Here is a 25,896-nt window from a genome sequence, read left to right as displayed (position 1 = left end):
CATGCTCCTCAAAACGGAATCGAGTCATCATCGATAGCCGGCGCGAACTGCGGCAGACCTTCCTCGGAATCCAGCCGTGGGGGCTTGTCGCCCAGACGGTACTTGACGACACGGTCGAACCGCTCGCCGGCCTTGCGCTCGACGGTGATCGACCGCGTCAGCGCCAGCGCACCGGCGTTGGCCAGATCGACGGCTTCGTCGCTCGATTGCGGCACCGGCTCGCTGGAGCGGGCGCGCCACCAGCGCCGAGCCTTTTCCAATGCGAAGCCGGAGTGCTCGAAGCAGACCCACTCGCTGACGTACTCGTTGAACCCGACGCGGTAGTCGACCCGCATCGTGCGCGGCGCATCGGGCGGCGCATCGCGCTTAACGTGCAGGGTGTAATACACGTCGGTGACGTCGTACTCGGCGCGCATCACCTGGTCGGACAGAATCCCTTCGCTGCTGGCCGTCGGCTCGTGGTGGCGGCGCTCCGGCGGTGGGAAGATGTGGCCGCACTCGGGACAGGTCGCGTAGCCCGTGGCGATGACGGCGTGGCACTTCGGGCACTCCTTGGCCGGCGGATCACCATCGCCGTTCGAGCCGGCAGCGCAGACGCGGAGCTGGTCGACCGGCCCGTGCCGCAGGACGTTGCCGCCGAAGTCCAGCACGAGGCAGTCGGTCTTGCCCGGATGCAGCCGGAAGCCGCGTCCGACCATCTGGTAATACAGGCCCGGCGAGAGCGTCGGGCGCACCATCGCCACGCAGTCGATGTTCGGCGCATCGAACCCCGTGGTCAGGACGTTGACGTTGCAGAGGTATTTCAGCGCGCCCTCGCGGAACCGCTTCAGCAGACTGTCGCGCTCGAACGGCAGCGTCTCACCGCAGATGAAGCCGCACTCGACCTGGTGCCGCTCGGCCATCACGCGGCAGACGTGCTGGCCGTGCCGGACGCCCGACGCGAAGATCAGCACGCTCTTTCGGGCCTGGGTGTGCTCGACGATCTCGGCGCAGGCGGACGCGACGAGGTTGTCCTCGTCCATGAGGTCCTCAACCTCGCCGGCGATGTATTCGCCGCCGCGGACGTGCAGCTTGCCGGTGTCGGGCTTGAGCCTGCCAGCCTTGGTCCGCAGCGGGCACAGGTAGCCCTGCACGATCAGCTCGCGGACGCCGATCTCGAAGCACACCGCGTTGAGGATGTTGTCCGGCGCGCAGATCGTGCCCGACTTCATGCGGAACGGCGTGGCCGTCATGCCGATGACGCGGACTGCGGGGTTGATCTTCTTCATGTCCGCCAGGAACGTGCGGTACATGCCCTCGCCGTCTTCGGGGATGAGATGACATTCGTCGACGATCACCAGGTCCACAGCCGCGACGTCGCACGCCTTCTCATAGATGGACTGGATGCCGGCGATGGTGATGGCGTAGCCCAGGTCGCGGCGCTTCAAGCCCGCCGAGTAGATGCCCACCGGCAGGTCCGGCGCGACCAGATGCAGCTTCTCGGCCGCCTGCTCGAGCAGTTCGCGGACGTGCGCGAGGATCAGCACGCGGCCGGCCCAGCGCTGCACCGCGTCGCGGCAGATCGTGGAAAGACAGGGCGTTTTTCCGCCGGCTGTTGGGATCACCACGCACGGGTTGTCATCCCGCGTGCGCAGGTGCTCGTACACCGCCTCGACGGCCTCGCGCTGGTAGGGTCGCAGCTCCATCTACACTTGCTCCGCGATCTCCACGATGACGCAGCCGCCAGGCACGACCGCCATCCGCCGGGTGTGCCGCTCGTCGATCTGGCTGTCATCCTCGAACAGCCCCGCGTCCTGCATCGCGTCAAGGAGGGCTTTCTGTGGATTGTCGATATCGCGACGGCGCCGGTCGGGCGGATGCAGCCAAAGAGACACGCTCAACCGGCCCACCATCGGCCGCGCGCGTGCCGCCGCGAGGCGGGCCATCACCTCCCTGCGATAGCGCCGGCCCTCGCGGCTAAGCAGCGTCCGTCCACCCACGCTGCGCCACAGGCGATTGACCGATGGCGGCCAGGGCAGCTCGACCCTCCTCACGTCCGGCGTCGCAGCCATCGGCCTCACCGCTGCCACGGGGCCTTGCCGTTGCCGGCGGTGGCGGCAGCGGCCGGGCGCGGGGCGGCAGCGCTCGCCGCGCCCTTGCGCTCGTAGCCCTTGATCACGTTGGTCAGCTCGCCGTTGTCGTCGCGTTTCTTGTGGCCGACGGTGATGACCAGCGGGACGTTGTGCAGCTCGACCGAGTCCTTGGGCGCCAGCACGCCGACGGACCGGCAGATGGCCGACAGCTCGGCCCGGGCGATCTTGACCGCCGTCGCGTTGGCGTTTTCCAGATTCAGCCGCGACCAGAGCATCCGCTCGCGGTGATCACCCTCGATGATCTGAAAGGTCAGCTCGAGGTAGCGGCCATCGCGGTTCTTGGTCTCCTTCATCTCGCTGTCGGTAATGACCGCCAGGTACTTGCCCTGCGGCACCGGCTCGAAGGAGAAGTTCGGGTCCACGTCGGTTGCGTTGAAGTTTCCAAGGTTTGCCATGTGCGTTACTCCTGTTGATTGTGAATGGGTCAGTCATCAAGCGGAGGCCCGGTTCAACCCGCGGCCGGCTCCGCAGTCTCGGAAGGCCGGCGCCCGCGGCGCGGCTTGGCGCCCGGTGCGCTGCCCTGGTGTTCAGGTGCCTCATCCTGCGGCGGCGAATCGGCCGGCGGCTGGGTCGCCATCGGGTTCTCGCCGCGCACGGTCGCGGCATAGATGCGATAGTCGAGCGGGAGTTCCTCGGGCAGGTTCAGCCGGTTCTTGGCCACGTGGGCCGGCCGCTCGGTGGTGCGAAGAATCCGCTCGCCGGTACCGATGCCCTGGACGCGCTTGCGGTCGAAGCCCTCGTTGATCGTCTTGGTGTGAACCTTGTAGGTGGCGAAGAGAATCTCGTCGCACCATTCCTGGATCAAGGCCGAGGCCTGCTTCTGAAGCCGCGGGCTGTAACGGTCGTAGGTGTCGGTCTCGGGGTTGGCGAACTTCTCGATCTGGGCGTGGGCGATCAGGATGATCTGCATGCCGCGCTCGTTGCGCAGGGCATCGAGGCCGCCGAGCACTTCGCGCCACTGGGTCAGGGCGAAGGTGTAGCCCTTGGCATAGCCGATGTCTTCGATGTTCTCGACGCCGCGCTTCTCGCAGACCTCCCGCCAGATCAGCCGCTCCAGCCAGTCGAGGCTGTCGAGCACCAGGCTGCGGTACTCGTGCGGCTCGGTGTAGAGGGCTGCCAGGGCGGCGATGACCTCGCCGTAGCGCGTCGCCAGCGGGAAGCGCTCGCAGTCGATCATCCCCAGGCCATCTTCGGTCTGAATGAAGATCGGCCGCTCGGCCATTGAGCCGAATGTCGATTTGCCAACCCCGTGAGTTCCATACAGCAGCACCCGCCGCGGGGCCGGCTGCACGCCGCGCTGAATCTGTTCGAGCAACTTCATGGTGACCTCCTGACGATGCGTGGGTTGTCCTGTGCCTGCAGCAGACCCGGCCCTCACAGCCGATCGACCAGCCGCAGCGATTCGAATCTCGTGAACCAGTTGCCGGTCTCGCGGCAGCGCCGCAGATCGGCCATCGCCTCCTCGTTGTCGCGCTGCGCCTGGTCGAGCACCGCCGGCGCGATCTGCCACACGCCGCAGCGAAACGGTTCGCGCTTCTCGACGGCGACAATGTGGACGGGTAGGACGCGGCCCGAGGCGATGGCGACGACCGCGCGATAGAACGCGACCTGGTGCAGGTAGCCGAAGGCCCGCATGGCCGGCTCGAACGAGTCCAGTTCGTCGGCGGTCTTGAGATCGACGAGGCCGCGGCCTTCGATGGGATTGATCCAGTCGATTCGCGCCTGGCAGCGTTGTCCGGCGTACTCGCAGCGCACCACGCCCTCGGCCACACCGCAGCGGAACAGTTCGCGGGCGAACAGGTGCTCGCCCACCACCGACGCCATCTGCTCGACCATCGCCGCCTGCGCGTCGCCAAGCACCGGCCGGCTCTGCCGCTCGGCCCACTCGGCGAAGGCCTTAGTCTGCGGGCCGAACGGCTGGCCGGTGCGAGGGTTGATCGGCCCGCCGACCGCGTACTCGCGCTCGTAACGCTGCCGCCCTTCGAGAATGAGCGTGTGCGCCGCCCGGCCGACGAGAAACGCTTGGCTGTCGCGCTGCGGCACCAGGCCCAGTTCCTTCCTGCGATACAGCACCGGGCAGCGCCGAAAGTCGCTGAGCGCATGGGCCGTCACGTGGTCTTTGCTGCGGGCGTGATACACCTCCGCCGGCTCGCGGATCAGGAATCGCAGGTCGAAGTCGTGGTCATTCATCGTTGCACCTTCCGCTCGCTGGGTTGAGCCTTCACGGGACCGCCGTCACGTTTGCCGGCCGCGCGGGACCTGTGGCGCCCGTTGCGGCTGCGAGTTCCCCTATTGAACAAGTCCTGCTGATCGCCCCTCGACCGCACGGCCACGCCATCCGTCAGCGCCCGCGTCGTCTCGATCCGAAATCGCTCGTCCCATTCGCCGACGTGCAACTGGTAATCGCTCATGATGCCCGTGTGCATAATTTGCAGACGGATGTCTCGTAGTTCGGTGTCGTCCGAGTAGCGCATCACAGCCCCTCCGCAGCCAGCTCGCGGTCGAGCGCATCCAAGTCGCGCCGTCGTTGATCCTGAGCATGTGGTAGGGCAGCGCGCCGCCGGCGACGGGCGACCGAGGCATCCGAAGCCCGCGCGGCCTGTGTGGCGGCTTCACAAAGATCGAAATACTTCTCGTCGGCCTCGGCGAGCTTTCGGCCGAACTCCCCCAGCCAGGCGGCCGTCGTGTAGATCATGCCGCCGACGCGGGCGTGCTGGAGTCGGACGCGCTCGCCGCCGCGGGCGAGAACACCCCGCCGGCACCACCGCCAGACGCAGTTGGTTGACGGCCGCCCCGGAGCAATCTTGGCCGCCTCGGTCAGCGTGATGTATTCACTTGTCGCGGCTGCGTGTTCCTGCATGTGAACCTCCCGGCCATTGCCGGTGCTTCGTTCCATGCAGGTGATTTACAACACGAATCCGGGCGGTAACTCGGTAACTCGAGTTACCAGGCGGCGGGCGTGGGCCGACAGCGCACAAACGCCGGGCTTGATGGAAGTTGCTGCATCGAAAGAAATTCAAAGAAAAAACCGAGTTACCGGCTTCGGTAACTCGGATATGCCAGTTGCACTGCCGCCCTAGCCGCGTGAGCTATGGCAGACTCGCGGCACCTTTCGGAGTAGCGGCTGCCTGAATTGCGCCTTCCTGCGTCCCAAAGAGACCCTGATTCTCCTGAGCATGTACCACCGCGAAGAGGAGACGACCTATGATGTCAGCAGAGATTCGAACCTTGGTGTCTACCTTCACGGCCACAGCCCCATTTGGCGTTGGTGGAAGCAGCTCGACATCGGGCAGATCTGCTTCATGGCTAAGGGCGCAACGAAATGCGTGGTAGAGCACGCCTTGCATGAGCACCAAACGAGGCTTCCCTTTATCGCGGTTGAAATCATCACCAACCTGTGGAAGATTGTGCACTCCGTTTGCGTCGAGTGGGAATGCGGATCGATCCTCCGGCATGTCGACGGCAACCCAGAAGTTCTGCGCTCCAAAGAGCTGCGGCATGTGCGCTTGAACGAAATCCTTAAATCGGCGACCCACCGAGCACTCATTCGGGAAGCGCTTCTTAGCCGTGGCGTCGGTCGCGCAAAGGGCAAGCAGGAATGATGCATGGTACGCTCCAAAGTGAAAGCACCCCAGCGAGGCGTCGACGAGTTCCTTGAGCACCACGAGCCAACTCCGTAGCACGTAAACGCTCGGAAGGCTATCCGATCTTCCGCATGATATCCACGACCTTGGCGTGGTCGCGTTCCGCATACACCGCGTCGGTGATCTGGGCGCTGGCGTGGCCCAGGGCGAGCTGGGCGGCCTCCAGGCCGAACTCGCGGCGCAGGTTCGTGGCGGCGTTGTGGCGGAGCTGGTGCGGGTGCCAACTGTGCGCGCGTCGCCACTGTCGCAGCTCGTCTTGCATCTGCTCGCGTTTGATTCGTTGCCGCCAGTCGGCCCGTGTTTCGCCCGGCTGTTGACCAAGCGGCGGAGGCGGTGGGAAGGCAGCTTCGCAGGCACGGTGAACCGCCCGGCAGTATGCCGCCGTCGAATACCGGCCGCCCGGTGTTCGAGATGGAGCGTCTTTGCGGTTTGAACCGGGGCGGTTTCCACAAGACAAGGGCGTCTTCCGCGCTGCGTGCCGCTGGTAGAGTCTGGCCGCCTCGGACTTGCGCGGATCAAAGACGTACTCATCTTGGGCGCAACTCTCAAGCAGCGGCGCGAGCAGGCCTTGCGCCTTTGGTCCGATGTAAATGGCGCGATTCATGCCCCGGTACGAAGTCTTGTGGGAGCAGGGACGGAATACCCAGATGCATAATTTGGCATCTTCAACAAGGTCCATCGGGCGGAGCATGAGCAACTCGCCGGCTCGGGCGCCGGTTCGCAATTGCAGTTCGACCAGTACTTGTAGCGTCGGGCTAAGAAACTTCGTCGTGGCGTCGAGCAACTGTTGCGAGACAGGGCCGACCTTGTCGGTCTCTCGCGCGGCGGACCGCCCGCGCCGCAGGGGCTCGAGCGTGCTCAATGACTGATAGACCGTCACGGGTGCCAGCTCATGCGCGGCCGCCCACTTGAAGACGCGGCGGAGGCGTTGGACCTGGGCGTTGATGTACTTGCGCGACCAGGAACGTCGCGGCGGATCGCTGATCGCGTCGCCGCGAATCATCTCATCTCGAATGAGCCGCATCATCTTTGGCCCGAATTGGCTGGCGGGCATGCGGCCTGCATATCGGCGAAGCAGGGCCAGCACGATCACATAGGAACGCAGCTCGCCAGTGTCGACCGATACTCTGGCCCATTTCAGGAAGTCGCGGATAACCTCGATGATGACGGGGCCATCCTGGGCGCGCTCGGTGCCTTCATCGCGCGGGTGCCGCGGCAGGCGGCGGTCGTTTGCCTCCCATGCCGCGATGACGCGATGGTACAGTTCGCGGCTTTCGCGCGTGCCGGCCTCGCCGAGCCAGTAATCACGACGCCGGCGCGTCACGGCATCCGTCAACGTGACAAGGGCTTGGTCGTAGCCGGGGCGGTGACGGTACGAGGGGGTCTTAGCTGTTGATAAGCGAGATTTCGGCATGATGCGTGGCTCCTTAACGCTTGCGCGGTGTAACACCGCGCGAATTTGCGTCTTGAGCCGCGCTGCCGACCGTCGGCAGGTCCCCACAACTCTTGGGGTCGGCGAGGTTTAGTTTAAACGCGCCCGAGAGGATTCGAACCTCCGACCTGCGGTTTAGGAAACCGCTGCTCTATCCTGCTGAGCTACGGGCGCACGATTGTCTGTCCGCCGCACATTTTATCCGGTGCAGGTCGATTCCAGCCAGCGACCGTCCGGAAACCCAGTCCCATGCGGTTTTCGCCACGGCCCTGCGTTAATTCAGACACGCCCTGATTCGTTCCTGAATTGTACGCTTTGTCCGCGAACGCAAAATCAACCAGCCAATACGGACTTTGCCGCGCGGTCGACGCCCCGCGCAAGGCAACCATGCCACGACAGGAGCCATCCCGATGAACCAACCCGTTGCCGTGCCTTCGTCCACGGCCCACCCGATCAACACGACATACGTCTTTGAGCGTGAGATTCGCCGCTTCCTGGAGAACACGCGGCCGGGCAAGCCGGTGCTCTACCGCGAGCGACGCCAAGCCGTGCGTTTCCACCGCTCGGTGCCGATCTTTGTCGCGAACCTCGACGCGCAAAGCGTCGACGACCATCGCGTCACGCTCGACAACGTTTCCGCAACGGGCATCGGCTTCCTCGCCGAGACGGCCTTTCCGGTCGGCTCGCTGCTGGCGGTCAAGCTCTTCTGGGCCGATCCGCACGCGGCGCGCGTGCCGGCGATCGTCCGCCATACCGAGATTCGGGCACAGGGATTCTATGTCGGCGCGGAATTCCTGCTGGACGATCCCAGTTTATGCGATCGCGTCGCGTCGGCCGTCGAATCGTGGTATGGATAACGCCCGTGGGGGCCGGCCGGGCAAGCGTGCAATCCGGCGCAGTCAAGGGGTGGACGTCGCTGGCCCGGCGGGGGCCGCGTCGCGGTTCGGTCGCACGACCACCGGCCCTTCATATCGACCTTTGTAAACAACTGCGCCGTTCCATTTCACCAGCACGTCCTGCCCGACCCTGATCGGCTCGGATTTGGACAGAATCGCGAAACTGGCAACGCCTTCGCTCTCGACGATCACCTCGCCGTCGTTGCTGATCGTCGCTCGAATGTGCGCCGGCGCCTTGCGATTCGGTTCGCTCTCCATCGCCAGCCACCAGACCTGGATGGCGCCGCCCGGGAAAGTGTAGTCAATTGTCTTTGGATGCGCCACGCGGCGCTGCGCGAGGAGCCATTTGTACAGCGCCGGCGTGTGATAGGCCGTGTCCCACGAATTGTGCCCGATCTGCGGGAACTCGGTGTAAAGGGGCGATCCGCCCAGCGATTTGAGCCGCGCCACCGCGTCGCGGGACCCTTCCACCTTCACATTGGCATCCTTCGCCCCGTGAAACACCCACACCGGCAGGTTCACCAGATTGCCCACGTAGTCCATCGGCGCCGCGCCGCAGATCGGCACCAGCGCCGCGAACAGGTCCGGCCGGCGGATGCCCAGCTCCCACGTCCCGAACCCGCCCATCGAGAAGCCCGTCAGATAGATGCGGTCACGGTCGACGCGGTATTCTTTACAAACGTCTTCAATAATCTGATAAACGGCGATTTCTTCCACCCCCCGGTACCACATCGCATGCGCCTGCGGAAAGACCGCGATGAACGGGAACCGCTTGGGCCGGCCCGCGATGTACGGCCCCATCCCCACCTGCGTCGGCGCAACGCCATCGGTGCCGATCTCTCCGCTGCCGTGCAGCACGACGAGCAGCGGCCATTTGTGATCCGCTTCGGTGAAGTATTGCGGGGGAACGTAGACGGCGTATTTGCGCGAGCCGTCTTCCGGAAGCTCGAGCGTATGCTGGAAAAATCCTCGCGGCAGTGCCGTCGGTACGGTCGCCGCCGGGCTGCTTCGACCGTCCTGGACCAGCGATTGCCACGCGCAGGTGCGCGGCGCCAGCGTCACCAGACACATCCAGGCCAGCAGCGCAACCGTCAGCCGTCGTTCCGTCCGCATTCAGGGCAATCCTTGCCAAGCGTATCGTGCCGCATTGGATGCATTTCGCATAACCAGCATCAATGAGTGTATCGGCGTTTGAAGGCATCGTCACGCCGCACCGGTCGGCGGCGCCCGCGGAAGCCCAACCCCTCCGAAGCCGGAATTCCGCGGGATTTCCGCGCCGGCAACTCCCGGGTGGGTCCGTTCGCACGCCACAGCGGAAAACCACCGTACGACCCAGTCGAACACAATGGGGAATTCGGGCGAAGTTTGCCATTTCCATTCACCGGCGCTTCGCTTTGACAGGCACAGGCGTTCAGCCCGTGCCGCACCAAGCCATGACCGTTACCGTTTTTCCGGGCATTTGAACTATCCGACCATCCCCATATACAATCCAGTGTACAGGAGCGACCCAGCTTCGCTCCGCAGCGCAAGCCGCCGTTGTCGGTCCCTTCCGGGTCCGGCCCACGCCCATGCCCGCGAAACTGGAGTGCATCGCATGCTTTCGTTCGCACACAAATGGTTCGGTTTCTCCCGCTTCGCCGCGCTGGTCGCCCTCGGTTGCGCGCTTGTGGTCAGCGCTGACGCCTTCGGGCAGCCCGGCGCCGGTCGTCGTGGCGGGGGCGGCGGTGCACGAGGCGCCAGGCCGACCGGTCCGCGCGCGCCGCAGCCCAACACACCGCCGGCCAGTGCCGAGCTGGAAGGCTCGCTTCCCGGATTCATCCTTGGTTTCACACCCGCCAAGTCGGGCAACGAGGAACTGGTGGGCTACCTGAAAATCAAGCCGATCGAAAAAAATGGGCGCACGCTGAAGCTCGCCGTCCACCGCGTGGAGGATGTGAAACTCTCGCTGGCCAATCGCGAGTTGAGCGTCGAGGAGGCCCAGGATTTGTTCCGCAAGGGGTTGTACTGCTCCGTCGAATGGGGCGTCAACCGCGACGGCAAGGATAAATCAGCCAAACGCGAATTGAGAACGCTCAAGTTCGACGCCATCGACGTCGAGGGCAGCATTGAATCCATCGCCGATGACCTCATCGTCCTCAAGGCCAAACCCAAATCCGGCGACTGGCCCGGCACGGACAACTCCGCCTCCCAAAACGACAAACCCCCGGCGATGCGCAAGCTCAAGTTGCGCACCATCCCGGAGGTCACGTCGTTTACCAACCCGAACGACGAAGCATTGGATATCGCCGATTTCGAACCCGAGCAGTCCGTCGACGCCACGATCATTTTCAACCGTTCCGCCGAGGGCATGATCGTGAACCTGCGCCGACCCGGACCGCGCACGGCTCCGCAAGCCGCGCAGACGCGGACCGCCCCGCCGCCCACTCAACAGGGCGGCCGTGGAAAGCCCCGAGCCGGCGGATGACCTGCGTCGGTCTTCTCTCTACAATTCGTCCGTTTGAAAGCCAGCCATCCTGATACGAAGGTCCGCTGAATGGCCGCACCCGCCACACTCGACGTCCTTTTCACCGCGCCCCATCCCGATGATCTCGAAATCGGCTGCGGCGGCACCATCGCCAAGCTCGTCAAACAGGGCCACCGCGTTGGCATGGTCCATCTCACCAACGGAGAACCCACGCCGCACGGCTCACCCGAAACGCGCATGAAAGAGATGAAAGCCGCCGCCGATACGCTCGGCGTGCAGGTGCTTGAAATGCTCGGTCTGCCCAATCGCGTGCTGATGGACGGACCGGAGCCGCGCTACGCGCTGGCGACCGTCATTCGCAAATACAAGCCGCGCATCGTCGTCGGAATCGCCGGCCGCACCGTCGCCGCCTCGCCCGATCACTATCAATCGCAGCTCATCATCGAAGCCGCGCGGTTTTATTCGCAGCTCACCAAGTGGGACGACCGCTTCGGCGGCACGGCGCCGCACGCGGTCGATCACCTGCTCTATCGACCGATCCCGCGCTCGGCCGAGGGGCATCACTATCCGTCGCAACTGGTCGTGGACATCACCGACACGATCGATCAGAAGATCGCGTCCGTGTCTTGCTACGCATCACAGTTCCCGCCCGGCCGGCTGGAGAATCTAATTCACTACATCCGCTCGGTCGGCGGCTACGAAGGCGGAGGTTGCGGGTACCGGTATGGGGAACTCTTTGCCGTCCCGCGCCCCATCGGCGTGAGCGACCTGGCGGCGCAATTCGGGAAATGGCCCGTGCCGTCGATTATCGACACGCCGCGATTTTGAGATGACGAAGCCAGTTCATGTTTGAAATTTCAAGCCAGGATCAACAGAGATTCAGAGCTTGGATTTCAAACTTCAGTTTCGAAGCCGGGTCGAATCAATACTTGGCGCGGATGTTGACCTTGCGCCCGATCCTTCGCTTGCGGGCGATGACTTTGCGGCCGCCGGGGGTGCGCATGCGGGCGCGGAAGCCGTGCTTGCGGGCGCGTTTCCGATAGCTCTTGCGATGGGGATAATGCATGTCAAACCTCCGAAAACCGTCTCCAGCCTTCAGCAATCATACTTCGCGAACCACACCAACCCGCATTGTGCCGAGGAAGTGCATCGCGTCAAAGGACTCAAGCCACAACCTCAAGTCAGTCAGGGCCGAGCCAAGCAGTGTAACCCGGCTCACGGGTTAGTCGCAAGGGCGCGGCATTAATGGGGCCAATAGCGTATGGACAGCGCCGCGAACGTCCAGCAGGTCAAAGATCGGCCTTTTGGCGGGCTGATTCACATTCCCTGACGGCAAATAACCCGCCTATCCTTTGGTCGAGACAATCGCGGCTGGAACGGTACGTAAAACGCTATTTGGACCCTTCCTAAGCGACGATTCGCGGGTTCGACCAGTTGAGCCTGACAAATATGACACACTATGTCGCAAACCGCGATGGGCGCTTTGAAATCCGCTCTGGAGGGCGATAGACTGCGGCGACCCGTTCCAAGTAGGCCAAAAAGAGCGGACACGACTCACCGAGCCAAAGCGACTCGGATGTGACAACACACAAAGGCCCCCGCGCGGCGGGGCCGGGCAACGACTGGGAGACTTGAACCATGCAAGAGTACGAGCAATTGAAGCAGCTTGTGGAATCGTGCGCGGACGACGTGGCCAAAGCCGAAGGCGGCAACAAGGCGGCCGGCACGCGCGTCCGCAAGGCCATGCAGGACATCAAGAACGCCGCGCAGACAGTGCGGAAGAAGATTCTCGAAGTCCGCTCATCCGACACGCCCAGCTAGCCGGCTGATGCACGTTTTTGAGCCGCGCGCTCGGTCCCGCTCGGGCCGAGTAGCGCGGTCGGCTCATTTTTACGCGCCCGGCAGGCTGGGGGATGAATCACCCCGCCGGTCGCATGGCCCGCACCAGAAAGCCCCTCTTCATGCCTCCGCCACCGATCCTTGATCTCGCCACGCTGGATTGCGGCAGTGTTCTTCACAGCCGTGAGGAGATTTATTCCTTCCTCCCGCAACGCCACGAAATGTCGCAACTCGACGGGATTATCCATGTCGATCGCGCCAACATGATCATGGCGGGCTATCGCGACGTTCGCCCCGACGAATGGTGGTGTCGCGGCCACATGCCTGGCAGCCCGATTTTTCCCGGTGTGCTCATGATGGAGACGGCGGCGCAATTGGCCGCCTTCGCCCAGCACATTTTCGTGCCCCTTCCCGGCGCAATCATGGGCTTCGGCGGCATCGACGGCGCGAAGTTTCGCGGCGCGGTGATCCCCCCGGCACGAATCATACTGGTCAACAAGGCGGTCGATCCTCGTCCGCGCAAATTCATCTGCGCAACCCAGGCCTACGTGGATGGTGCGATGGTGTTCGAAGGAGTCATTGCAGGAATTCAGTTGAAGTTATAGCGCCACGCGAGGCATCCGGGAGCGCAGAAAAAAAGAAGCCGACGGATCGTAGACCGCCGGCTTTTTTATGAAGCAATGCAATGCCCAGTGCTGCCCGACGCCGGGAGGTTACTTCATCCACCTCGCCGCGGCTTTCTTCAGCGCCGGGGCGATGTCCGTCTTCTCCCAGCTGAAGCCCGCGCGGCCGAAATGGCCGTGCGCCGCCGTCTTGCGATAGATCGGGCGCTTCAGCTTCAGATGGCTGATGATTCCGCCCGGGGTCAGCGGGAAGTGATCGCGCACCAGCTTCTCAATGATGTGCTCCGGCACGCGCGCCGTGCCCTCGGTGTCGACCAGCACGCTGACCGGATCGGCCACGCCGATCGCGTACGCCAACTGCACCTCGCAGATGTCGGCCAGTCCGGCCGCGACGATGTTCTTCGCGACGTAGCGTGCCATGTAGGTCGCCGAGCGGTCGACCTTCGACGGGTCCTTTCCGCTGAAGGCGCCGCCGCCGTGCGCCCCGCGTCCGCCATAGCTGTCCACGATGATCTTGCGACCGGTCAGGCCCGTGTCGCCGTGCGGACCGCCGATGACGAACCGCCCCGTGGGGTTGACGTGGAACGTGATCCGGTTGTTCCAGAGCTTCGGGCATTCGGCGAGGCAGACCGGCTTGACCACTTTGTCAATGATTGTCTTTTTGAATTTGTCGTTCACGTTGCCGCTGCGGTCGAGCAGCTCTGGCCGATCCTGATGCTGCGTGGAGATGACAATCGTCCGCAGGCGGACCGGGGTGTTGCCCTGATACTCGATCGTGACCTGGCTTTTCGAGTCGGGCCGCAGCCACGGAATCTCGCCCGATTCGCGCACGTTCGCCAGCCGTTCGACCAGCCGATGCGACAGGTGAATCGGCAGCGGCATGAGCGCGCGGGTCTCGCGGCAGGCGAAGCCGAACATCAGTCCCTGGTCGCCGGCGCCCTGGGCCTTGCCCTTCCTCGCCGTGACGCCCTGGCTGATGTCCGCGGACTGGCTGTGGATCGTGCGAATGACGGCGCAGCTCTTGTGGTCGAACTGGCAAGCCGGATCGGTGTAGCCGATGTCGCGGATCGTGTTACGAATGTCGTTCTCAATGTTGTTGAGCGCCAGCTCGGCGGCCTTGTTGTGGACGGTGATCTCGCCGGCGACGACGACGAGACCGGTGGTCACGAGCGTTTCACATGCCACGCGCGCGTCGGGGTCTTTGGCGAGCAGGGCGTCCAGCACCGTGTCGGAGATCTGATCGGCCACTTTGTCGGGATGGCCCATGCTGACGGATTCGGAGGTGAAAACATGTTGGCCGTTGGCCGCTTTTCCATTCTTGCCCACGTACGCGCTCCTCTGGTATTAACGGGTTGCCGCTCCGCCGATTGTGAAACGGGAAGGATCGGTTCGGTCAATCGAGCCGGGCATTCTAATCGTGGGGGCGCAGCGGAGCAAGCCAATCGCACGCGTCGTTCCGCGCGCATCGTAACCCGGGAAATGCGAAAAACCGCGGCCCGGGCTGCTCGGGGTCGTGCAACCGAGCCGGCCAGAACCGCGGTTTTGCTCCGCCGTCGAAGCGCCCTTTGCAGGACGCCGCGACAGGGAAGGGTGGAGTGGAGCAGGTTAAGCCCCGCCGCTCCGTCGCCTTACTTCTGCGACTGAAGCGACTGGTATTTTTCGTACAACTCCGGCCGCGCCGCCTTCAGCGCGTCGGCGTTTTCATACACGTCGACCAGTTCATCCTCGCCGGAGCGCAGGGTGACGCGCAGCTTGCCGTCGGGCAGGGTCTCGAAGCTGGTCTTGGCGCGTTGGAGAATCACGCCGGCGTGCGCGCCCGGGGCGAATCCGAAAACGCCGCCCTGGTTCTCGTGCAGCTTCTTCATGGTCTCCTCGACGCGCTTCATGGCTTCCTCGTGATTCTTCATGAAGTCGCCATCGAATCGCCATTCAAACTTGTTGCCGTCCAGCGGCTTGCCGAAGAAATGCACCGATGGACCGTTCTGAAGCAGCTTGTGCGCCTCGGGATCGCCCGCCTTCAACTCCTCCTCGGTGGCGTACGTCTTGGTCGTGCTGTTCGTGTTACCGTTGACGGTTTCGGTGGTCGTCACGGTGAACGGGCCGTCGTTCTGCTTTTCGACGCGAATCGACTTGCCCTGGCTCTTGCCGACGTAGACCTGATGCGAACCGGGGCCGGGCACGGCCAGGTTAAACTTGAAATCCAAGTCGGACACGTCGGGAATCATCTTCATCACATCCGGCACGTCCGGAAGGTTGAACCCCTTGAACGTCCAGTTGCCCGTCGCATCCTTCTGCAACATACCGCCGCGGCCGAACACGTTTCCGCCGACCATTTCCTCTCCGTCCGGCTCGTACTTGGCCTTGGGCATCTGGTCCATCGCCGGGCGCGTGCCGATCGTGATGTTCGCCGTGATCGGCTGGCCGCCGCGCACCACCGAGAACGCGTGGGCCTCGCCGGGCTGGAAGACCTTCACCTTTTCAAGAAACTCGCCAATGTTGTTCGTCACTTTCTGCCCGTCCACGGCGGTAATCACGTCGTACTGCTGAAGACCGGCCGCGTCGGCGGGCGAACCTTCATACACGTTGCTGATCATCAGGCCGATGCCGCTCTCGATCTTCAACTGCGCCGCCAGCGGTTTGGGCAGCGGCGAAAACTGCACCCCCAGCCACGGACCACCGGCCTTCAGACCTGAATCATCGTTCCCAACAAACGCCAGCACCTTCGGCTGACTGGTGGGATCGTCGGGATCGCCGGCGATGCGGAGCTTTTGCACTAGCTTCTGACCGCCGTTGGCATCGGTCGGGTCGCCCGCCCCGACAAACGCCAGCGTGAGATGGTCGCCGTCCTCGGTCACCCAGGTGCCGTCGCCGTCACCAAAGGCTTCGAGCACGACGGGATCGCAGTTTTCGTCCCCCGCCACGATTCGCACGCTGGCGACCGCCTGGCACTCGACCTTCGCCGGCTGTGCGGCCGGCTCTTCGATCGCGGCCAGCGCCGAGCTTGACGCGATGGCCGCACAACACAACACCGCCAACCAACGAATGGATCGCATAGGGATCACTCCTTTTTCCTTCTTCTTAGCGTTCGCGAGCGCCTCTTGCGCTGCGCGATGGGTATTCGGCTCGCTCTTTCGTGTACTCAATTCCCAAGACGGGCGACGCACCCGGCTGCCTGTCAAAAATCCGCCACGATCGGCTCGACCCGCGTCGCGCGCGTATTCCGCTCGAAAATGTAGATCACGTTCGGGTCGTCGCCGCGAATGCCGATCACGTCGCGCATCACGTCGCGCTGGCGCCGCTTCGGCAGAAAATCATCATTGCGGTATTCCACGTACGCCGGCGCTGCACCCTGCATCGGCGGAGGCGCCAACCGGGCCGCGCGCGGCTGCGCCGGGCGCGCCGCTGTGCGCGAATCCGGCTCACCGCCGCGCCACAAATCCGGCAGGAACGAGAATACGACGACGGCAGCCGCGGTCGCCAACATGCTGACGGTGGCGAGCCGAAAACCGCTGACATGCCGCGGCGCGGCCGCCGTCCTCGTACCGGCAAAGTCGGCACGGAGCGTGCGCTTCGCCAGAACGTCCAACCTGCGATACTCGTTCAGCAATTCGCGGGCGGCGGCATCCGACTGCAAGACCGCGTCCAGTTCGCGCTGCTCCGCCGGGCTGATCTCCCCGTCAAGATGGCGCACGATCAGCCGCTCCACGCGCGCATCGACCGCCAGGCCGATCGGCGAGTCCGCCTCCGACTCGTCTGTCCAGTCTCGCTTGTCCGTCATTTGCCTGTCCATCCGACACCCACCTCGCCGCGTCCATTTCCGCTGCGGCGGCTACGGATTCGCCGATCCATTCAGGGCCGACCGCAACAGCCGCCGTGCCCGAACGAGCCGCGTCTCCACCGTATCAACCGGCAGCCCCAGGGCCTCGCCGATCTGCGCGTACGACCAATCTTCCAGATGCTTCAATACAAACGGCTCGCGATAAATCGCGGGTAACCCATTGATCGCCGCGAGCATTCGACGGTGTTCTTCATCCCGGACGAGCCGCAGCGCCGGCGAACCGTCGCGATCGGGCAGCGTCTGCTCGTCCACCGGGGCACGCCGCCGGCGTTCGCGCGACGACTTCTGGCTCGCGTCGATCGCGGCGTTCCGCGCCGTGCGATACAACCACGCCCGCCACGCCGACGGATCAACCAGCGTCCCGATCTGCTGCCAGACCGTCGTCCAGACCTGCTGGGCGACGTCTTCGACCGCCGAAGCGTTGCCCAGCGCGCGGTACACAACGTGGCGAACCCAGCGATCATGACGGCGAATCAGCGCGTCCAGCGCCGTGCGCGAACCCTGCTGCGCCGCGACGATCAACGCCTGGTCGTCGTCGTTGATACCCACCGTCATGATTGCGTCCACTCAACCTGATTCAGACGAAGACCGTACGGTCTTCCTGTCATAAATATGAACGGAAGCGCTGCCCGGTTCTCTTTCCAACCGCTTCGCGCCGGGGGCAATTGATTGTAACCGAGGCGATGACAGGCACTTAGCCGCCGGATGATTGGCCGCCGGTCGTGGGTTGCGTCGCCGGGGGCATTCCCGGATAGCGCAAGCGGGGAAGGTGTTTTTCGACGGCCGGGCCTAAGACGATCAACCCCAGCGTCATGACCGTCCACAGGATGGCGGTAACGAGAAAGGGCCGGTCCTTGATCAGCACGTCGGTCGGCCCGGTGCGTTGGCCCTGTTCGATGACCGATGCGTAGCGAAAGATGGCGTAGAAGACCAGCGGGGTGGTGAAGACGAGCGATTTAGGGGAAGGTGTATTCGGATCGAGCGTATACAGGAGGAACGTGATGACGGCGATGCCGCCCGTGACCGACAACAGGTGCGCGAGCAGCTCGGGTGTGTAACCGACCAGCGATTTGCGATGAGCGTGTGCATCGCCCGTGTTCATGACGGCCAGTTCACACCGTCGCTTGCCGAAGCCGAGAAACAGGCAAAGCGTAAACGTGCAGACGACGAGCCAAGCCGACACTTCGACATCGATGGCCTGCGCGCCGGCCAGCGCGCGCAGCACGAAACCGATGGCGATCAGGATCACGTCCATCAGCACAACGTGCTTGGCCCAGAGGGAATAGAACAGATTGAGCGCGACGTAGAGGCAGGCCGTGAGCGCGAAGCCGCGCGGCAGTTGCAGCGCCGCCGCGACGCCCCCGGCCGCGAGCAGAATCGCAAACAAGCCCCCTTCCACCGGTGACAGCGCGCCGCTGGCAATCGGGCGATTGCGTTTGGTCGGGTGCACCGCATCCTCGCGCCGATCCAGAAGATCATTCAGGGCGTAAACGGATGCCGCAAGCAGACAAAAAATGCCGAAGGCCGCGCAGGCCAGCAAAATCGCCTGCGGATCGTTCCGGCGCGGACCAAACACCAGCGCGCCGAAGACGAACACGTTCTTGATCCATTGCGCAGGCCGCATCAACCGGACGGCCGCACTGAACTTTCTAATCAAGTCCTGGGTCTCCCGCGCCAGACACCGCGGCCCACACGGTACGCAGGGTCCGGGCGGTCGTCAATCGCCCGACGATGGTTTGAGCTTGCGTGCCCGGATTCCCGGCGCGACTTCACGGCCCGGTCCGTGACGTGCGGGACGTGCTTCATCAAATTGCAGCGGTCGGTCGAATTGCAGCCCCAGCTCGAAATATCCGTCGTCGCGCGGCCGGCACTGTCGCACCGTCACGCCGCGATGAACCGGTCGGCCGCTGATGCTGCGGTAGGCGATCGAGGCCGAGGTGCCCACGCAGACATCGTGATCGAAGACAATGGCGACGCCGGTCTTGGAGATGTTCAGCACGGGGCACTCGGCGTTATCGACGCGGCCGCTGCCGGTTTCATGTGAGAAGCAAAGCATCGCGCTTCCCTGGCTGCGTCGTACATCGCGTCGACGGCAGCGCACCGATGTGGCGCGCTTCGATTCGGGCACGATGATCGCGGAATGCTCGGGCGCATCTTCGAGCGGGATGGGTGCGTTCGGATCGTCCGAGTCATCCAGCGGAATGGGTTCGTCAAACAACATGGCACATCCCCCCTGCTTGCGCGCGGCGGCGCGCGCCCACCGCGCGAAGCGGTTGAGCCTCCCCTTATCCGCGCGAGACGTCCGCGCGGAACCTGCTCCAGCCGAATCGAATATCGGATTGAAATCACACAGTTGCTATTTCTTTTTGCCCAACACCGCCGGCACGGGTCGGAGCGAATTGATTCACGGACGCCCGCGCGGCGCGACATTATTGCCACCTCCTTCCGGCGTACTTACAATCTCGCTGAAGCGCCATTCGAATCGGCCGCAGGAAGGGTTGCACAACAAGAAGGGAGCCATCGCCATGTCCAACCACGACATCATCGAGAAGCTGCAACTGGCCTACACCAAGGAGATGGAGACCGTTCTGAACTACGTCGCCAACAGCATCCACCTTGACGGCGTCCGCGCCGAGAAGATCAAAGAGGCGTTGAAGGCTGATATCACCGAGGAGCTGAACCACGGCACCCTGCTGGGCAACCGGATCAAGACGATCGGCGGCAAGGTTCCCGGCTCGCTCGAGTTGAAGTTCAAGCAATCGTACATGCAGCCCCCGGCCGATACGACGGACGTCGTCAGCGTGATCAAGGGCGTGATCCAGGCGGAGAACGACGCCTGCAATCTGTACCTGGAGATCATCAAGCTCTGCGAAGAGCGCGACTACGTGACGCAAGACCTCGCGATCACGATCATGGGAGACGAAGAGGAACACCGCCGGGCGTTTGAGGGCTTCCTGCGGGAGTACACGAAATAACCCGCGCGGTTCCGGTCCCGAGCCAGCGAGAAAAACATGAGTGACGCCAAAGCCGCTTCGCGCGTGAAACTCGAAACCGTCGAGCCGATGGGCAAGCGGGTGCTCATCCGCAAGGACGCCGACAAAAAGACCACCAAGGGCGGCATCCAGTTGCCCGACAACATCGAGATACCGACGATCACCGGGCGGATCGTCGCGATCTCGGCACAAGTCGCCGCCGACAACGATTATCCCATCAAGCAATACGACAAGGTGCTGTTCAACCCGAAACACGCGATTCCGGTCGATTTCGAGGGGGACAATCAGCTCTACGTCGTGCCGGTCGAGGACGTGGTCGCCGTTTTTCGCAAGGCGGGAAGCTAAGTGGAGCCGCAGAATGATTCATCGGTGTGGCACCCGCCGCGGCGGGCGAATCACAGGTGAGACGCCGGTGCCACAGGTGAATGCTCATGGCGGCTTCACTTAGTCGGCGCGGTCGCTGACCCGATTGATTCCTGCGGCATCCTCGTGATACACTGCCGCGCGTGCCACGTCGAAGCCCTGTTATCACGCGCAATGCACTCGTGATCCTGCTCGGATCGCTCGGCCTGTTCCCGCTCGTCGCGCACGCCGAGGAGGGCACGTGTTACGGATCCAAAGACAGCAAGGTTTTCCACACCGACGCGGCCTGCCCCTCCGGGAAAAAGATCATCGCCGAAAACCGCATTCCCTTTAAGTCCGCCGCCGACGCCGAGGAGCAGGGTCGCCGCCTGTGCAGAACGTGCGAGCGACGCATGGCCGCCGGCAAAGCGCGCGAGGAGAAGGATGCCACGGCCCCCCTACCGCCGTCGCCGAAGGACGAACCTGCGCACGAGAAGAAATCGGGCCGCGGGAAGAACGCCGCCAGTCAGCCGGCCGACCGGTCGCGGAATGGCAAATCAACAAGCGACGGGGCGCGCTCGTTGATCGACCCGGTGCGGCAGATGACGGTGCGCCAGGTTCTGCCCGGCGGAGCGATGGTGCTGGACGACGGCGAGAAGGTCCACCTGCTGGGCGTCTGCTGCCCGGAGGATCGGCAACCGCTGGCGGCCGAAGCCGTCGCGCATATTGAGAAACTTGTCAAATCCCGCAAGTGCGAGCAATCGTGGGACGGCCCCGCCAGCCGGCCCGAGCTTCGCAACGAGAACGGACAGTTGCTGCTCTACGTCGCGGCCGGGCCGAATCGCATCGACCTCGGAGGCGAGCTGATTGAAAAGGGGCTGGCGTGGGTCGACCGGGACCGACCCTGCACCAAGACAGATGACTATCTCGCGCGCGAGCACCTCGCCTGGAGCGAAGGCCGCGGCATCTGGCGGCGTCTGGACGGTCTGGCCGGGCAGGCGCGCGTGCTGACTGGTCAATACGCCCGGCACTATCATCCGACCGATTGTCCGCACGAAGTGCATCTGAACGAGCCGAGCGAAATCACCGTGAACGAGGCCAAGGCCCGGCGACTCGCCCCGTGCTGCTTTTATCGCGCAGGCCCGCCCGTCACCGCCACCGCACGCAAAACCGAGACCGCCGCCAAAGGCACCCAATCCCGCGAACCCGCAAATCGACATGCCAAATCAAAAGACTGACTCCCCCACCGCCGCACTGCGCAAGCTGCGATTGATCGGCATGGTTCACCTGCCCCCGCTGCCGGGATCGGCCGGTTACGGGGTGACGCCGCGCAGCGCGGCGCGACCGCTCGACGCGATGATCAGACATGCCATCGCCGAGGCGACGCGCCTGGCCCGCGCCGGGTTTGACGCCCTCATCGTCGAGAACTTCGGCGATGCGCCTTTCGCCGCCTCGCGGGTTCCGCCCGAGACGATCGCGGCGATGGCCGCCGTGGTCGATCACGTCGTCCGCGCCGTGAAGGTCCCCGTTGGTGTGAACGTCCTGCGAAACGACGGGCTGGGCGCGCTGGCCGTCGCCGCCGTCACCGGCGCCGCTTTCATTCGCGTCAATGTGTTGAGCGGGGCTTACGCGACCGATCAGGGCATCATCACCGGCAACGCGAACGAATTGCTCGCGCGCCGCGCGGCCGTCGCGCCGCATGTCGCCATCGCCGCCGATGTGCATGTCAAGCACGCGACGCCGATCAGCCAGCCCGATCTCGCGCTGGCCGTCGAGGAGACCGCAACCCGCGCCGGGGCCGATGCGATCATCTTGAGCGGCTCGGGCACGGGCAAGCCGACCGACCTCGCCGCCCTTCGTCGCGTTCGCGAAGCCGCCCACGGCCTGCCGATCTGGATCGGCTCCGGCGTCACGGCCGCCACCGTGCGCGAATCGCTCCGCGCCGCCGACGCGGTGATCGTCGGCACGGCGCTGAAAAAGGGCGGTCGCACAACCGCGCCGCTGGACCGGGCGCGCGTCGCGGCGTTCATCAAAGCCGCCGGGCGAACGTAAGTGCCCCGTAGATTGAACGCGGCGTCATGCCTGGGGGGATGCGGCTGAAGCAGGATCCTCTGCAATCTCCATTCGCCAGATATCCCAGAAGAACCCGCGATTGGAAAGGAAGTAGATGTGCTTTCCATCAGGACTGAACTCCGGCGCGAGATCGGCCGACCCGTTCGTGGTCAATTGCGTGATGCTCGACCCGTCCGCGTTCATGATCCAGATGTCGTAATTCTTCCAGCCATTAGAGTCTTTGCCGGCGTTGGAGGCGAAGACGATCTTCGAGCCGTCCGGGGACCAGGCAGGATCGCGTTCGTCTGCCTTGGGGTCGGCGATGAATTCAGTTTGATTCGTACCATCCACACCCATAACCCATATCTTCGACAATTCCGATTTTAGGTCTTTTGCACAATAAAGGACTTTGCTGCCGTCTGGCGAGAGACGTGGACGCCACCCTTCGCGAAGCTGCGTCGGGAGGTTTCCGACGATGGTTGCCCGCCAAATTTGCATATCCATTGCATTCATCGGGCGCGAGCTGTAATAAATCTCCTTCCCGTCAGGGGTCACGTCTGGCCAGCGATCGTCGGAATCCGACTGCGTGATTCGTGTAATTCCGCCCGCCCCCGTCAACGCGACCCGGCAAACTTTTAAGAGCGGCGAACTGCGGTTGCTGGCAAAGAAAACGAATTGTCCGGTAGGATCAAATGTTGGCTGGAGGTCATAATAGCGCCCGTTCGTGACGTTGGTGACACCAGCACTACCGCTTGTTGAAATCCGATACAGATTCCAATAGTACGGACGAGACTTCAACTCCATAGCGGCGTACACAAGCGATTGGCCGTCGGGCGAGATCGAGAACTCGTTTGGCTCACGGTCACCCTTTAAGTCGGTCATGCGCGTAACCGACTTAACGTTGGGTGATCGTTCGATGACTTCCTGATAGGCTGTAAAACCTTTACCAACGACACGTACGACCCTGCCGTCTTCTGTCATGACGATCTGGACATCGTGGATGTCCACCGTTCGGTATTCCGAGCACCCAACCACCAGCATTCCCAGCGTCAACAAGGATGCCCACTGAACCAAACCGCGTGCCATGCGCAACTCCTTTGAAAGTGTTTGAGAAGGCCCGACTGAATCTCCGATTCAATGCTGATACAATGTTCGCTGATACAATGTCCGGCCCGGTGCCGAACAAACGGCGCGCGACCAACCTTCCGCCCGAGATTCCACGACCCGATGTGTAGCATAACGACGCAATTCTTCATGATCAAGCGAAACCTGCCTCAACTATTCGTGGCGTTCCTGTCCTGCCTTGCTCTGGCCGCCTGCGCCCCCGCGCCGCCGGCGGTGCTGCCGCCGATGCCCGCCAGCCTGCGCGTGCCCGACATCGCCTACGGCGTCTCCACGGCCGCCTACCAGAACGAAGACCCCGCCTGCGAGCCGCTCGCCGCCGACTGCTTTCGCACCGACTGGGATCTCGCCTTCGAGGCCGGCAGGATTCCGCACGCCAAGGGCGACGCGGCCTATGCTTTCAGTGAGACACAGCGCGACATCGACGCGTTGACCTGGCTGGGCGCGACGCACTACCGCTTCGGCATCGAGTGGGCGCGCGTCGAGCCGCGGCCCGGCGCGTTCAACCAGGCCGCCATCGACCACTACGCCGACTTCGCCCGCCGGCTGCGCGAGGCCGGCATCGAGCCGGTGCCTTGCTTGTGGCACTGGACGTTCCCCGACTGGCTCACCGACCTGGACCGTCCCGAGCGGCACGGCTGGCTGCACCCCGATGCCGCGACGCACTGGGTGGAGTACGTTTCGCGTCTGGCCGCCGCGCTCGCGCCGCACTGCAATCTCTTCGCGCCGATGAACGAGCCGAATATTCAGTCACTCGCGGGGTTCGTCGTGGGCGATTTCCCCCCCTTCGCCGAATGGCGGTTTGATCTGAACGACGCCAACCGCGCCGCCACCATCGACGCCTTTCTCGTCGCCGTGCGGATCATCCGTGCCATTCACGCGACACACGCCGCCCCTGCCGCCCCGGCCGCACGGATCATCAGCATCGACATCCGCACAGCCTGGCATCAAAGCCCGCTCGACCCGCTGGGCCTGTTCGTGAACTTCCTCCGCGAAGGAAGCTACGCCCATCTCGACGGCGTCGTGGACGAAGTCGATATCGTCGGCTTCACCTACTACGGCCGCCAGCAGGCCACCGTCGAAGGCGCGGCCAATCGCGAGCCGGGCGCGTCCTCCGGTTACAGCGACCTGGGCATCGAGATTTATCCGCAAGGTCTCACCGAGGCGCTCGCCGAGATGTTCGCTCGCTACGGCAAGCCAATGGCCATCATGGAGAACGGCATCGCCGATGACCGCGATGACCGCCGGCCCGTTTATCTCGTGACGCATCTCGCAGCCGTGCAGGAGGCGATCGACCGGGGCTACCCCGTGTTCGGCTATTTCTTCTGGAGCCTGTGCGACAACTATGAATGGATGGACGGCTATCGGCCGAAGTTCGGCCTGTTCGGATTCGAGCCGGCCTCGCGCGGTCTGACGCCGAAGGCATCGGCCGACTTGTATCGCCGGCTGATCGAAGCCCGCGGCGAGGATTTTGTGCCGTGAGTTTGGGAATCGGGTCTGCTGACCCGACCTACGCCGCTGGTAGCGTTTGAACCGAGTCGCGCGCGTAAGCAAGCGGGTTCCATACTTTTGGCCGTCCCAAACCCGCTCCCTCACGGTTGCGGCTCGGATAGGAACGCATTCGCTACCAGTACCTGGTTTCCAACCGGTGCGGCCACGGGTTAGACTGCTCTCGTACCCGCCCGGAGCCGCCCATGCCCGACAAAACGACAACCGTCGCTGAACTGCGAGACGCCCTTCGCCGCTTTGTCGACGAGCGCGACTGGCAGCAGTTTCACACGCCCAAGAACCTCGCCATGTCCATCGCCATCGAGACGGCCGAGCTGATGGAGCATTTTCAGTGGCTCTCGCCCGCCGCCGCGCGCGACCTGTCCGAGGCCGACCTGCAGAACGTCCGCGAGGAACTGGCGGATATATTCTGTTACGCCCTCTCGTTCGCGAACGCGATGGGCATCGACGTGTCCGACGCCGTGCGCGAGAAGATGATCAAGAACGCCGTGAAGTATCCCGCCGACCGCGTGCGCGGAAAGCTGGGAGTCTGAATCGTAGAGTGCGTCCTCGACGCACCCTGAAACACCAACCAACCCGTAAAAAAGGAGCCACCCGCCATGCCGTACGTCGATGGATTTGTCCTGCCGGTGCCGAAGAAGAACGTGAAGGCGTATGAGAAGATCGCCAAGCTGGCCTGCAAGGTGTGGAAGGATCACGGCGCGCTGGATTACTGCGAGTGCGTCGGCGAAGACCTGAACGTGAAGTGGGGCATTCCGTTTCCGAAGGTGATCAAGCCCAAGGCCGGCGAGACGATCTTCTTTTCGTGGATTGTCTACAAGTCGCGCAAGCATCGCGACCAGGTCAACGCGAAGGTGATGAAAGACCCGCGCCTGGCCAAGATGATGGACCCGAAGAAGATGCCGTTCGACTGCAAGCGCATGTCCTGCGGCGGATTCGAGGTGCTGGTCCAGGCGTAAGAGGCGACGCGGCAATCGCCAAAGCCCCCGGTAGCCCGCCGGGGGCTTTTT

At 63.7% G+C, this 25,896-nt stretch carries 30 protein-coding genes and 1 tRNA gene; 12 read left to right on the top strand and 19 right to left on the bottom strand.

The genetic code is table 11. The features are described 5' to 3' along the window. Positions 1 to 8: 8 nt before the first annotated feature. The 10 genes from HRU71_12805 to HRU71_12760 form a co-directional block, all read right to left on the bottom strand. Entirely contained in the window at positions 9 to 1,685 is a 1,677-nt protein-coding gene (locus HRU71_12805) for a DEAD/DEAH box helicase (protein ID QOJ04311.1), read from the bottom strand. Continuing rightward, the gene (locus tag HRU71_12800) at positions 1,686 to 2,069 is read right to left on the bottom strand and encodes a RusA family crossover junction endodeoxyribonuclease (protein ID QOJ04310.1); all 384 of its coding nucleotides are present in this window, start codon (positions 2,067 to 2,069) and stop codon (positions 1,686 to 1,688) included. It abuts the gene before it with no gap. Continuing rightward, entirely contained in the window at positions 2,057 to 2,527 is a 471-nt protein-coding gene (locus tag HRU71_12795; protein ID QOJ04309.1) for a DUF669 domain-containing protein, read from the bottom strand. Before HRU71_12795 ends, HRU71_12800 begins: the two co-directional genes overlap by 13 nt. Before the next feature lie 53 nt (positions 2,528 to 2,580). Then, positions 2,581 to 3,453: an ATP-binding protein gene (locus HRU71_12790; GenBank protein ID QOJ04308.1), complete on the bottom strand. Its 873-nt coding sequence runs from the start codon at positions 3,451 to 3,453 to the stop codon at positions 2,581 to 2,583. Positions 3,454 to 3,506: 53 nt separating this feature from the next. Then, positions 3,507 to 4,322 carry a PD-(D/E)XK nuclease-like domain-containing protein gene (locus HRU71_12785; protein ID QOJ04307.1) on the bottom strand — a complete coding sequence of 272 codons (816 nt, stop codon included), beginning with the start codon at positions 4,320 to 4,322 and terminating at the stop codon, positions 3,507 to 3,509. Further along, positions 4,319 to 4,606: a hypothetical protein gene (locus HRU71_12780; protein QOJ04306.1), complete on the bottom strand. Its 288-nt coding sequence runs from the start codon at positions 4,604 to 4,606 to the stop codon at positions 4,319 to 4,321. The genes HRU71_12785 and HRU71_12780 overlap by 4 nt, the downstream gene beginning before the upstream one ends. After that, positions 4,606 to 5,028: a hypothetical protein gene (locus tag HRU71_12775; GenBank protein QOJ04305.1), complete on the bottom strand. Its 423-nt coding sequence runs from the start codon at positions 5,026 to 5,028 to the stop codon at positions 4,606 to 4,608. Before HRU71_12775 ends, HRU71_12780 begins: the two co-directional genes overlap by 1 nt. A 193-nt stretch (positions 5,029 to 5,221) precedes the next feature. Beyond that, on the bottom strand, positions 5,222 to 5,797 hold the full coding sequence (locus HRU71_12770; protein QOJ04304.1) for a hypothetical protein: 576 nt from the start codon (positions 5,795 to 5,797) through the stop codon (positions 5,222 to 5,224). A 34-nt stretch (positions 5,798 to 5,831) separates the two neighbouring features. After that, complete coding sequence (locus tag HRU71_12765; GenBank protein QOJ05010.1) at positions 5,832 to 6,830, bottom strand: site-specific integrase; 999 nt, start codon at positions 6,828 to 6,830, stop codon at positions 5,832 to 5,834. Positions 6,831 to 7,308: 478 nt separating this feature from the next. After that, a tRNA-Arg gene (locus tag HRU71_12760) sits at positions 7,309 to 7,382 on the bottom strand. Positions 7,383 to 7,618: 236 nt separating this feature from the next. Between HRU71_12760 and HRU71_12755 the strand changes: the two genes are divergently transcribed. Beyond that, positions 7,619 to 8,065: a PilZ domain-containing protein gene (locus HRU71_12755; protein QOJ04303.1), complete on the top strand. Its 447-nt coding sequence runs from the start codon at positions 7,619 to 7,621 to the stop codon at positions 8,063 to 8,065. A 42-nt stretch (positions 8,066 to 8,107) separates the two neighbouring features. Here the strand turns inward: HRU71_12755 and HRU71_12750 are convergent, their stop codons facing one another. Then, positions 8,108 to 9,217 (bottom strand): hypothetical protein, encoded by a 1,110-nt coding sequence (locus tag HRU71_12750; GenBank protein ID QOJ04302.1) that lies wholly within the window; start codon positions 9,215 to 9,217, stop codon positions 8,108 to 8,110. Between the two features lie 481 nt (positions 9,218 to 9,698). Here HRU71_12750 and HRU71_12745 point away from each other — a divergent pair, with 481 nt between their 5' ends. Both HRU71_12745 and HRU71_12740 read left to right on the top strand, forming a co-directional pair. After that, on the top strand, positions 9,699 to 10,568 hold the full coding sequence (locus HRU71_12745; GenBank protein ID QOJ04301.1) for a hypothetical protein: 870 nt from the start codon (positions 9,699 to 9,701) through the stop codon (positions 10,566 to 10,568). Positions 10,569 to 10,637: 69 nt separating this feature from the next. After that, complete coding sequence (locus HRU71_12740) at positions 10,638 to 11,396, top strand: PIG-L family deacetylase (protein QOJ04300.1); 759 nt, start codon at positions 10,638 to 10,640, stop codon at positions 11,394 to 11,396. A gap of 94 nt (positions 11,397 to 11,490) precedes the next feature. Here the strand turns inward: HRU71_12740 and rpmH are convergent, their stop codons facing one another. Continuing rightward, positions 11,491 to 11,634: a 50S ribosomal protein L34 gene (rpmH, locus tag HRU71_12735; protein QOJ04299.1), complete on the bottom strand. Its 144-nt coding sequence runs from the start codon at positions 11,632 to 11,634 to the stop codon at positions 11,491 to 11,493. 572 nt (positions 11,635 to 12,206) lie between these two features. Between rpmH and HRU71_12730 the strand changes: the two genes are divergently transcribed. Both HRU71_12730 and HRU71_12725 read left to right on the top strand, forming a co-directional pair. Continuing rightward, positions 12,207 to 12,389 carry a histone H1 gene (locus HRU71_12730; protein ID QOJ04298.1) on the top strand — a complete coding sequence of 61 codons (183 nt, stop codon included), beginning with the start codon at positions 12,207 to 12,209 and terminating at the stop codon, positions 12,387 to 12,389. 140 nt (positions 12,390 to 12,529) lie between these two features. Then, entirely contained in the window at positions 12,530 to 13,012 is a 483-nt protein-coding gene (locus HRU71_12725; protein QOJ04297.1) for a beta-hydroxyacyl-ACP dehydratase, read from the top strand. A 108-nt stretch (positions 13,013 to 13,120) separates the two neighbouring features. Here the strand turns inward: HRU71_12725 and HRU71_12720 are convergent, their stop codons facing one another. The 6 genes from HRU71_12720 to HRU71_12695 form a co-directional block, all read right to left on the bottom strand. Continuing rightward, on the bottom strand, positions 13,121 to 14,296 hold the full coding sequence (locus HRU71_12720; protein QOJ05009.1) for a methionine adenosyltransferase: 1,176 nt from the start codon (positions 14,294 to 14,296) through the stop codon (positions 13,121 to 13,123). Positions 14,297 to 14,658: 362 nt separating this feature from the next. Beyond that, entirely contained in the window at positions 14,659 to 16,083 is a 1,425-nt protein-coding gene (locus HRU71_12715; protein QOJ04296.1) for a PDZ domain-containing protein, read from the bottom strand. Between the two features lie 122 nt (positions 16,084 to 16,205). Continuing rightward, on the bottom strand, positions 16,206 to 16,808 hold the full coding sequence (locus HRU71_12710) for a hypothetical protein (protein ID QOJ04295.1): 603 nt from the start codon (positions 16,806 to 16,808) through the stop codon (positions 16,206 to 16,208). A 51-nt stretch (positions 16,809 to 16,859) separates the two neighbouring features. Then, entirely contained in the window at positions 16,860 to 17,435 is a 576-nt protein-coding gene (locus HRU71_12705) for an RNA polymerase sigma factor (protein QOJ04294.1), read from the bottom strand. 127 nt (positions 17,436 to 17,562) lie between these two features. Beyond that, positions 17,563 to 18,525 (bottom strand): decaprenyl-phosphate phosphoribosyltransferase, encoded by a 963-nt coding sequence (locus HRU71_12700; GenBank protein QOJ04293.1) that lies wholly within the window; start codon positions 18,523 to 18,525, stop codon positions 17,563 to 17,565. 60 nt (positions 18,526 to 18,585) lie between these two features. Next, entirely contained in the window at positions 18,586 to 19,089 is a 504-nt protein-coding gene (locus HRU71_12695) for a PilZ domain-containing protein (protein ID QOJ04292.1), read from the bottom strand. Between the two features lie 304 nt (positions 19,090 to 19,393). Here HRU71_12695 and HRU71_12690 point away from each other — a divergent pair, with 304 nt between their 5' ends. The 4 genes from HRU71_12690 to HRU71_12675 all read left to right on the top strand — a co-directional run bounded on the left by HRU71_12690 (position 19,394) and on the right by HRU71_12675 (position 22,255). After that, on the top strand, positions 19,394 to 19,843 hold the full coding sequence (locus HRU71_12690; GenBank protein ID QOJ04291.1) for a rubrerythrin: 450 nt from the start codon (positions 19,394 to 19,396) through the stop codon (positions 19,841 to 19,843). A gap of 36 nt (positions 19,844 to 19,879) precedes the next feature. Beyond that, entirely contained in the window at positions 19,880 to 20,206 is a 327-nt protein-coding gene (locus HRU71_12685) for a co-chaperone GroES (protein QOJ04290.1), read from the top strand. 200 nt (positions 20,207 to 20,406) lie between these two features. After that, positions 20,407 to 21,441 (top strand): thermonuclease family protein, encoded by a 1,035-nt coding sequence (locus HRU71_12680; protein ID QOJ04289.1) that lies wholly within the window; start codon positions 20,407 to 20,409, stop codon positions 21,439 to 21,441. Further along, the gene (locus tag HRU71_12675) at positions 21,422 to 22,255 is read left to right on the top strand and encodes a BtpA/SgcQ family protein (protein QOJ04288.1); all 834 of its coding nucleotides are present in this window, start codon (positions 21,422 to 21,424) and stop codon (positions 22,253 to 22,255) included. The genes HRU71_12680 and HRU71_12675 overlap by 20 nt, the downstream gene beginning before the upstream one ends. Before the next feature lie 24 nt (positions 22,256 to 22,279). Here HRU71_12675 and HRU71_12670 read toward each other — a convergent pair whose 3' ends face one another. Further along, complete coding sequence (locus tag HRU71_12670; protein QOJ04287.1) at positions 22,280 to 23,341, bottom strand: PD40 domain-containing protein; 1,062 nt, start codon at positions 23,339 to 23,341, stop codon at positions 22,280 to 22,282. A gap of 168 nt (positions 23,342 to 23,509) precedes the next feature. On the opposite strand from HRU71_12670, the gene HRU71_12665 reads away from it, so the two are divergent. The 3 genes from HRU71_12665 (at position 23,510) to HRU71_12655 (ending at position 25,845) form a co-directional block, all read left to right on the top strand. After that, positions 23,510 to 24,859, top strand: coding sequence for a glycoside hydrolase family 1 protein (locus HRU71_12665; GenBank protein ID QOJ04286.1), 1,350 nt, complete (start codon positions 23,510 to 23,512; stop codon positions 24,857 to 24,859). 212 nt (positions 24,860 to 25,071) lie between these two features. Next, a complete protein-coding gene (locus HRU71_12660) occupies positions 25,072 to 25,419 on the top strand; it encodes a nucleotide pyrophosphohydrolase (GenBank protein QOJ04285.1) in 348 nt (115 codons plus the stop codon). A gap of 66 nt (positions 25,420 to 25,485) precedes the next feature. Next, positions 25,486 to 25,845 (top strand): DUF1428 domain-containing protein, encoded by a 360-nt coding sequence (locus HRU71_12655; protein ID QOJ04284.1) that lies wholly within the window; start codon positions 25,486 to 25,488, stop codon positions 25,843 to 25,845. The last annotated feature ends 51 nt before the right edge of the window (positions 25,846 to 25,896 follow it).

It is taken from the genome of Planctomycetia bacterium, assembly GCA_015200345.1.
In the GTDB taxonomy this organism is placed as follows: Bacteria; Planctomycetota; Phycisphaerae; order UBA1845; family UTPLA1; genus PLA3.
The sequence above is the reverse complement of the archived record's forward strand: the minus strand, read 5'-3'. Positions and strand labels throughout refer to the sequence as shown.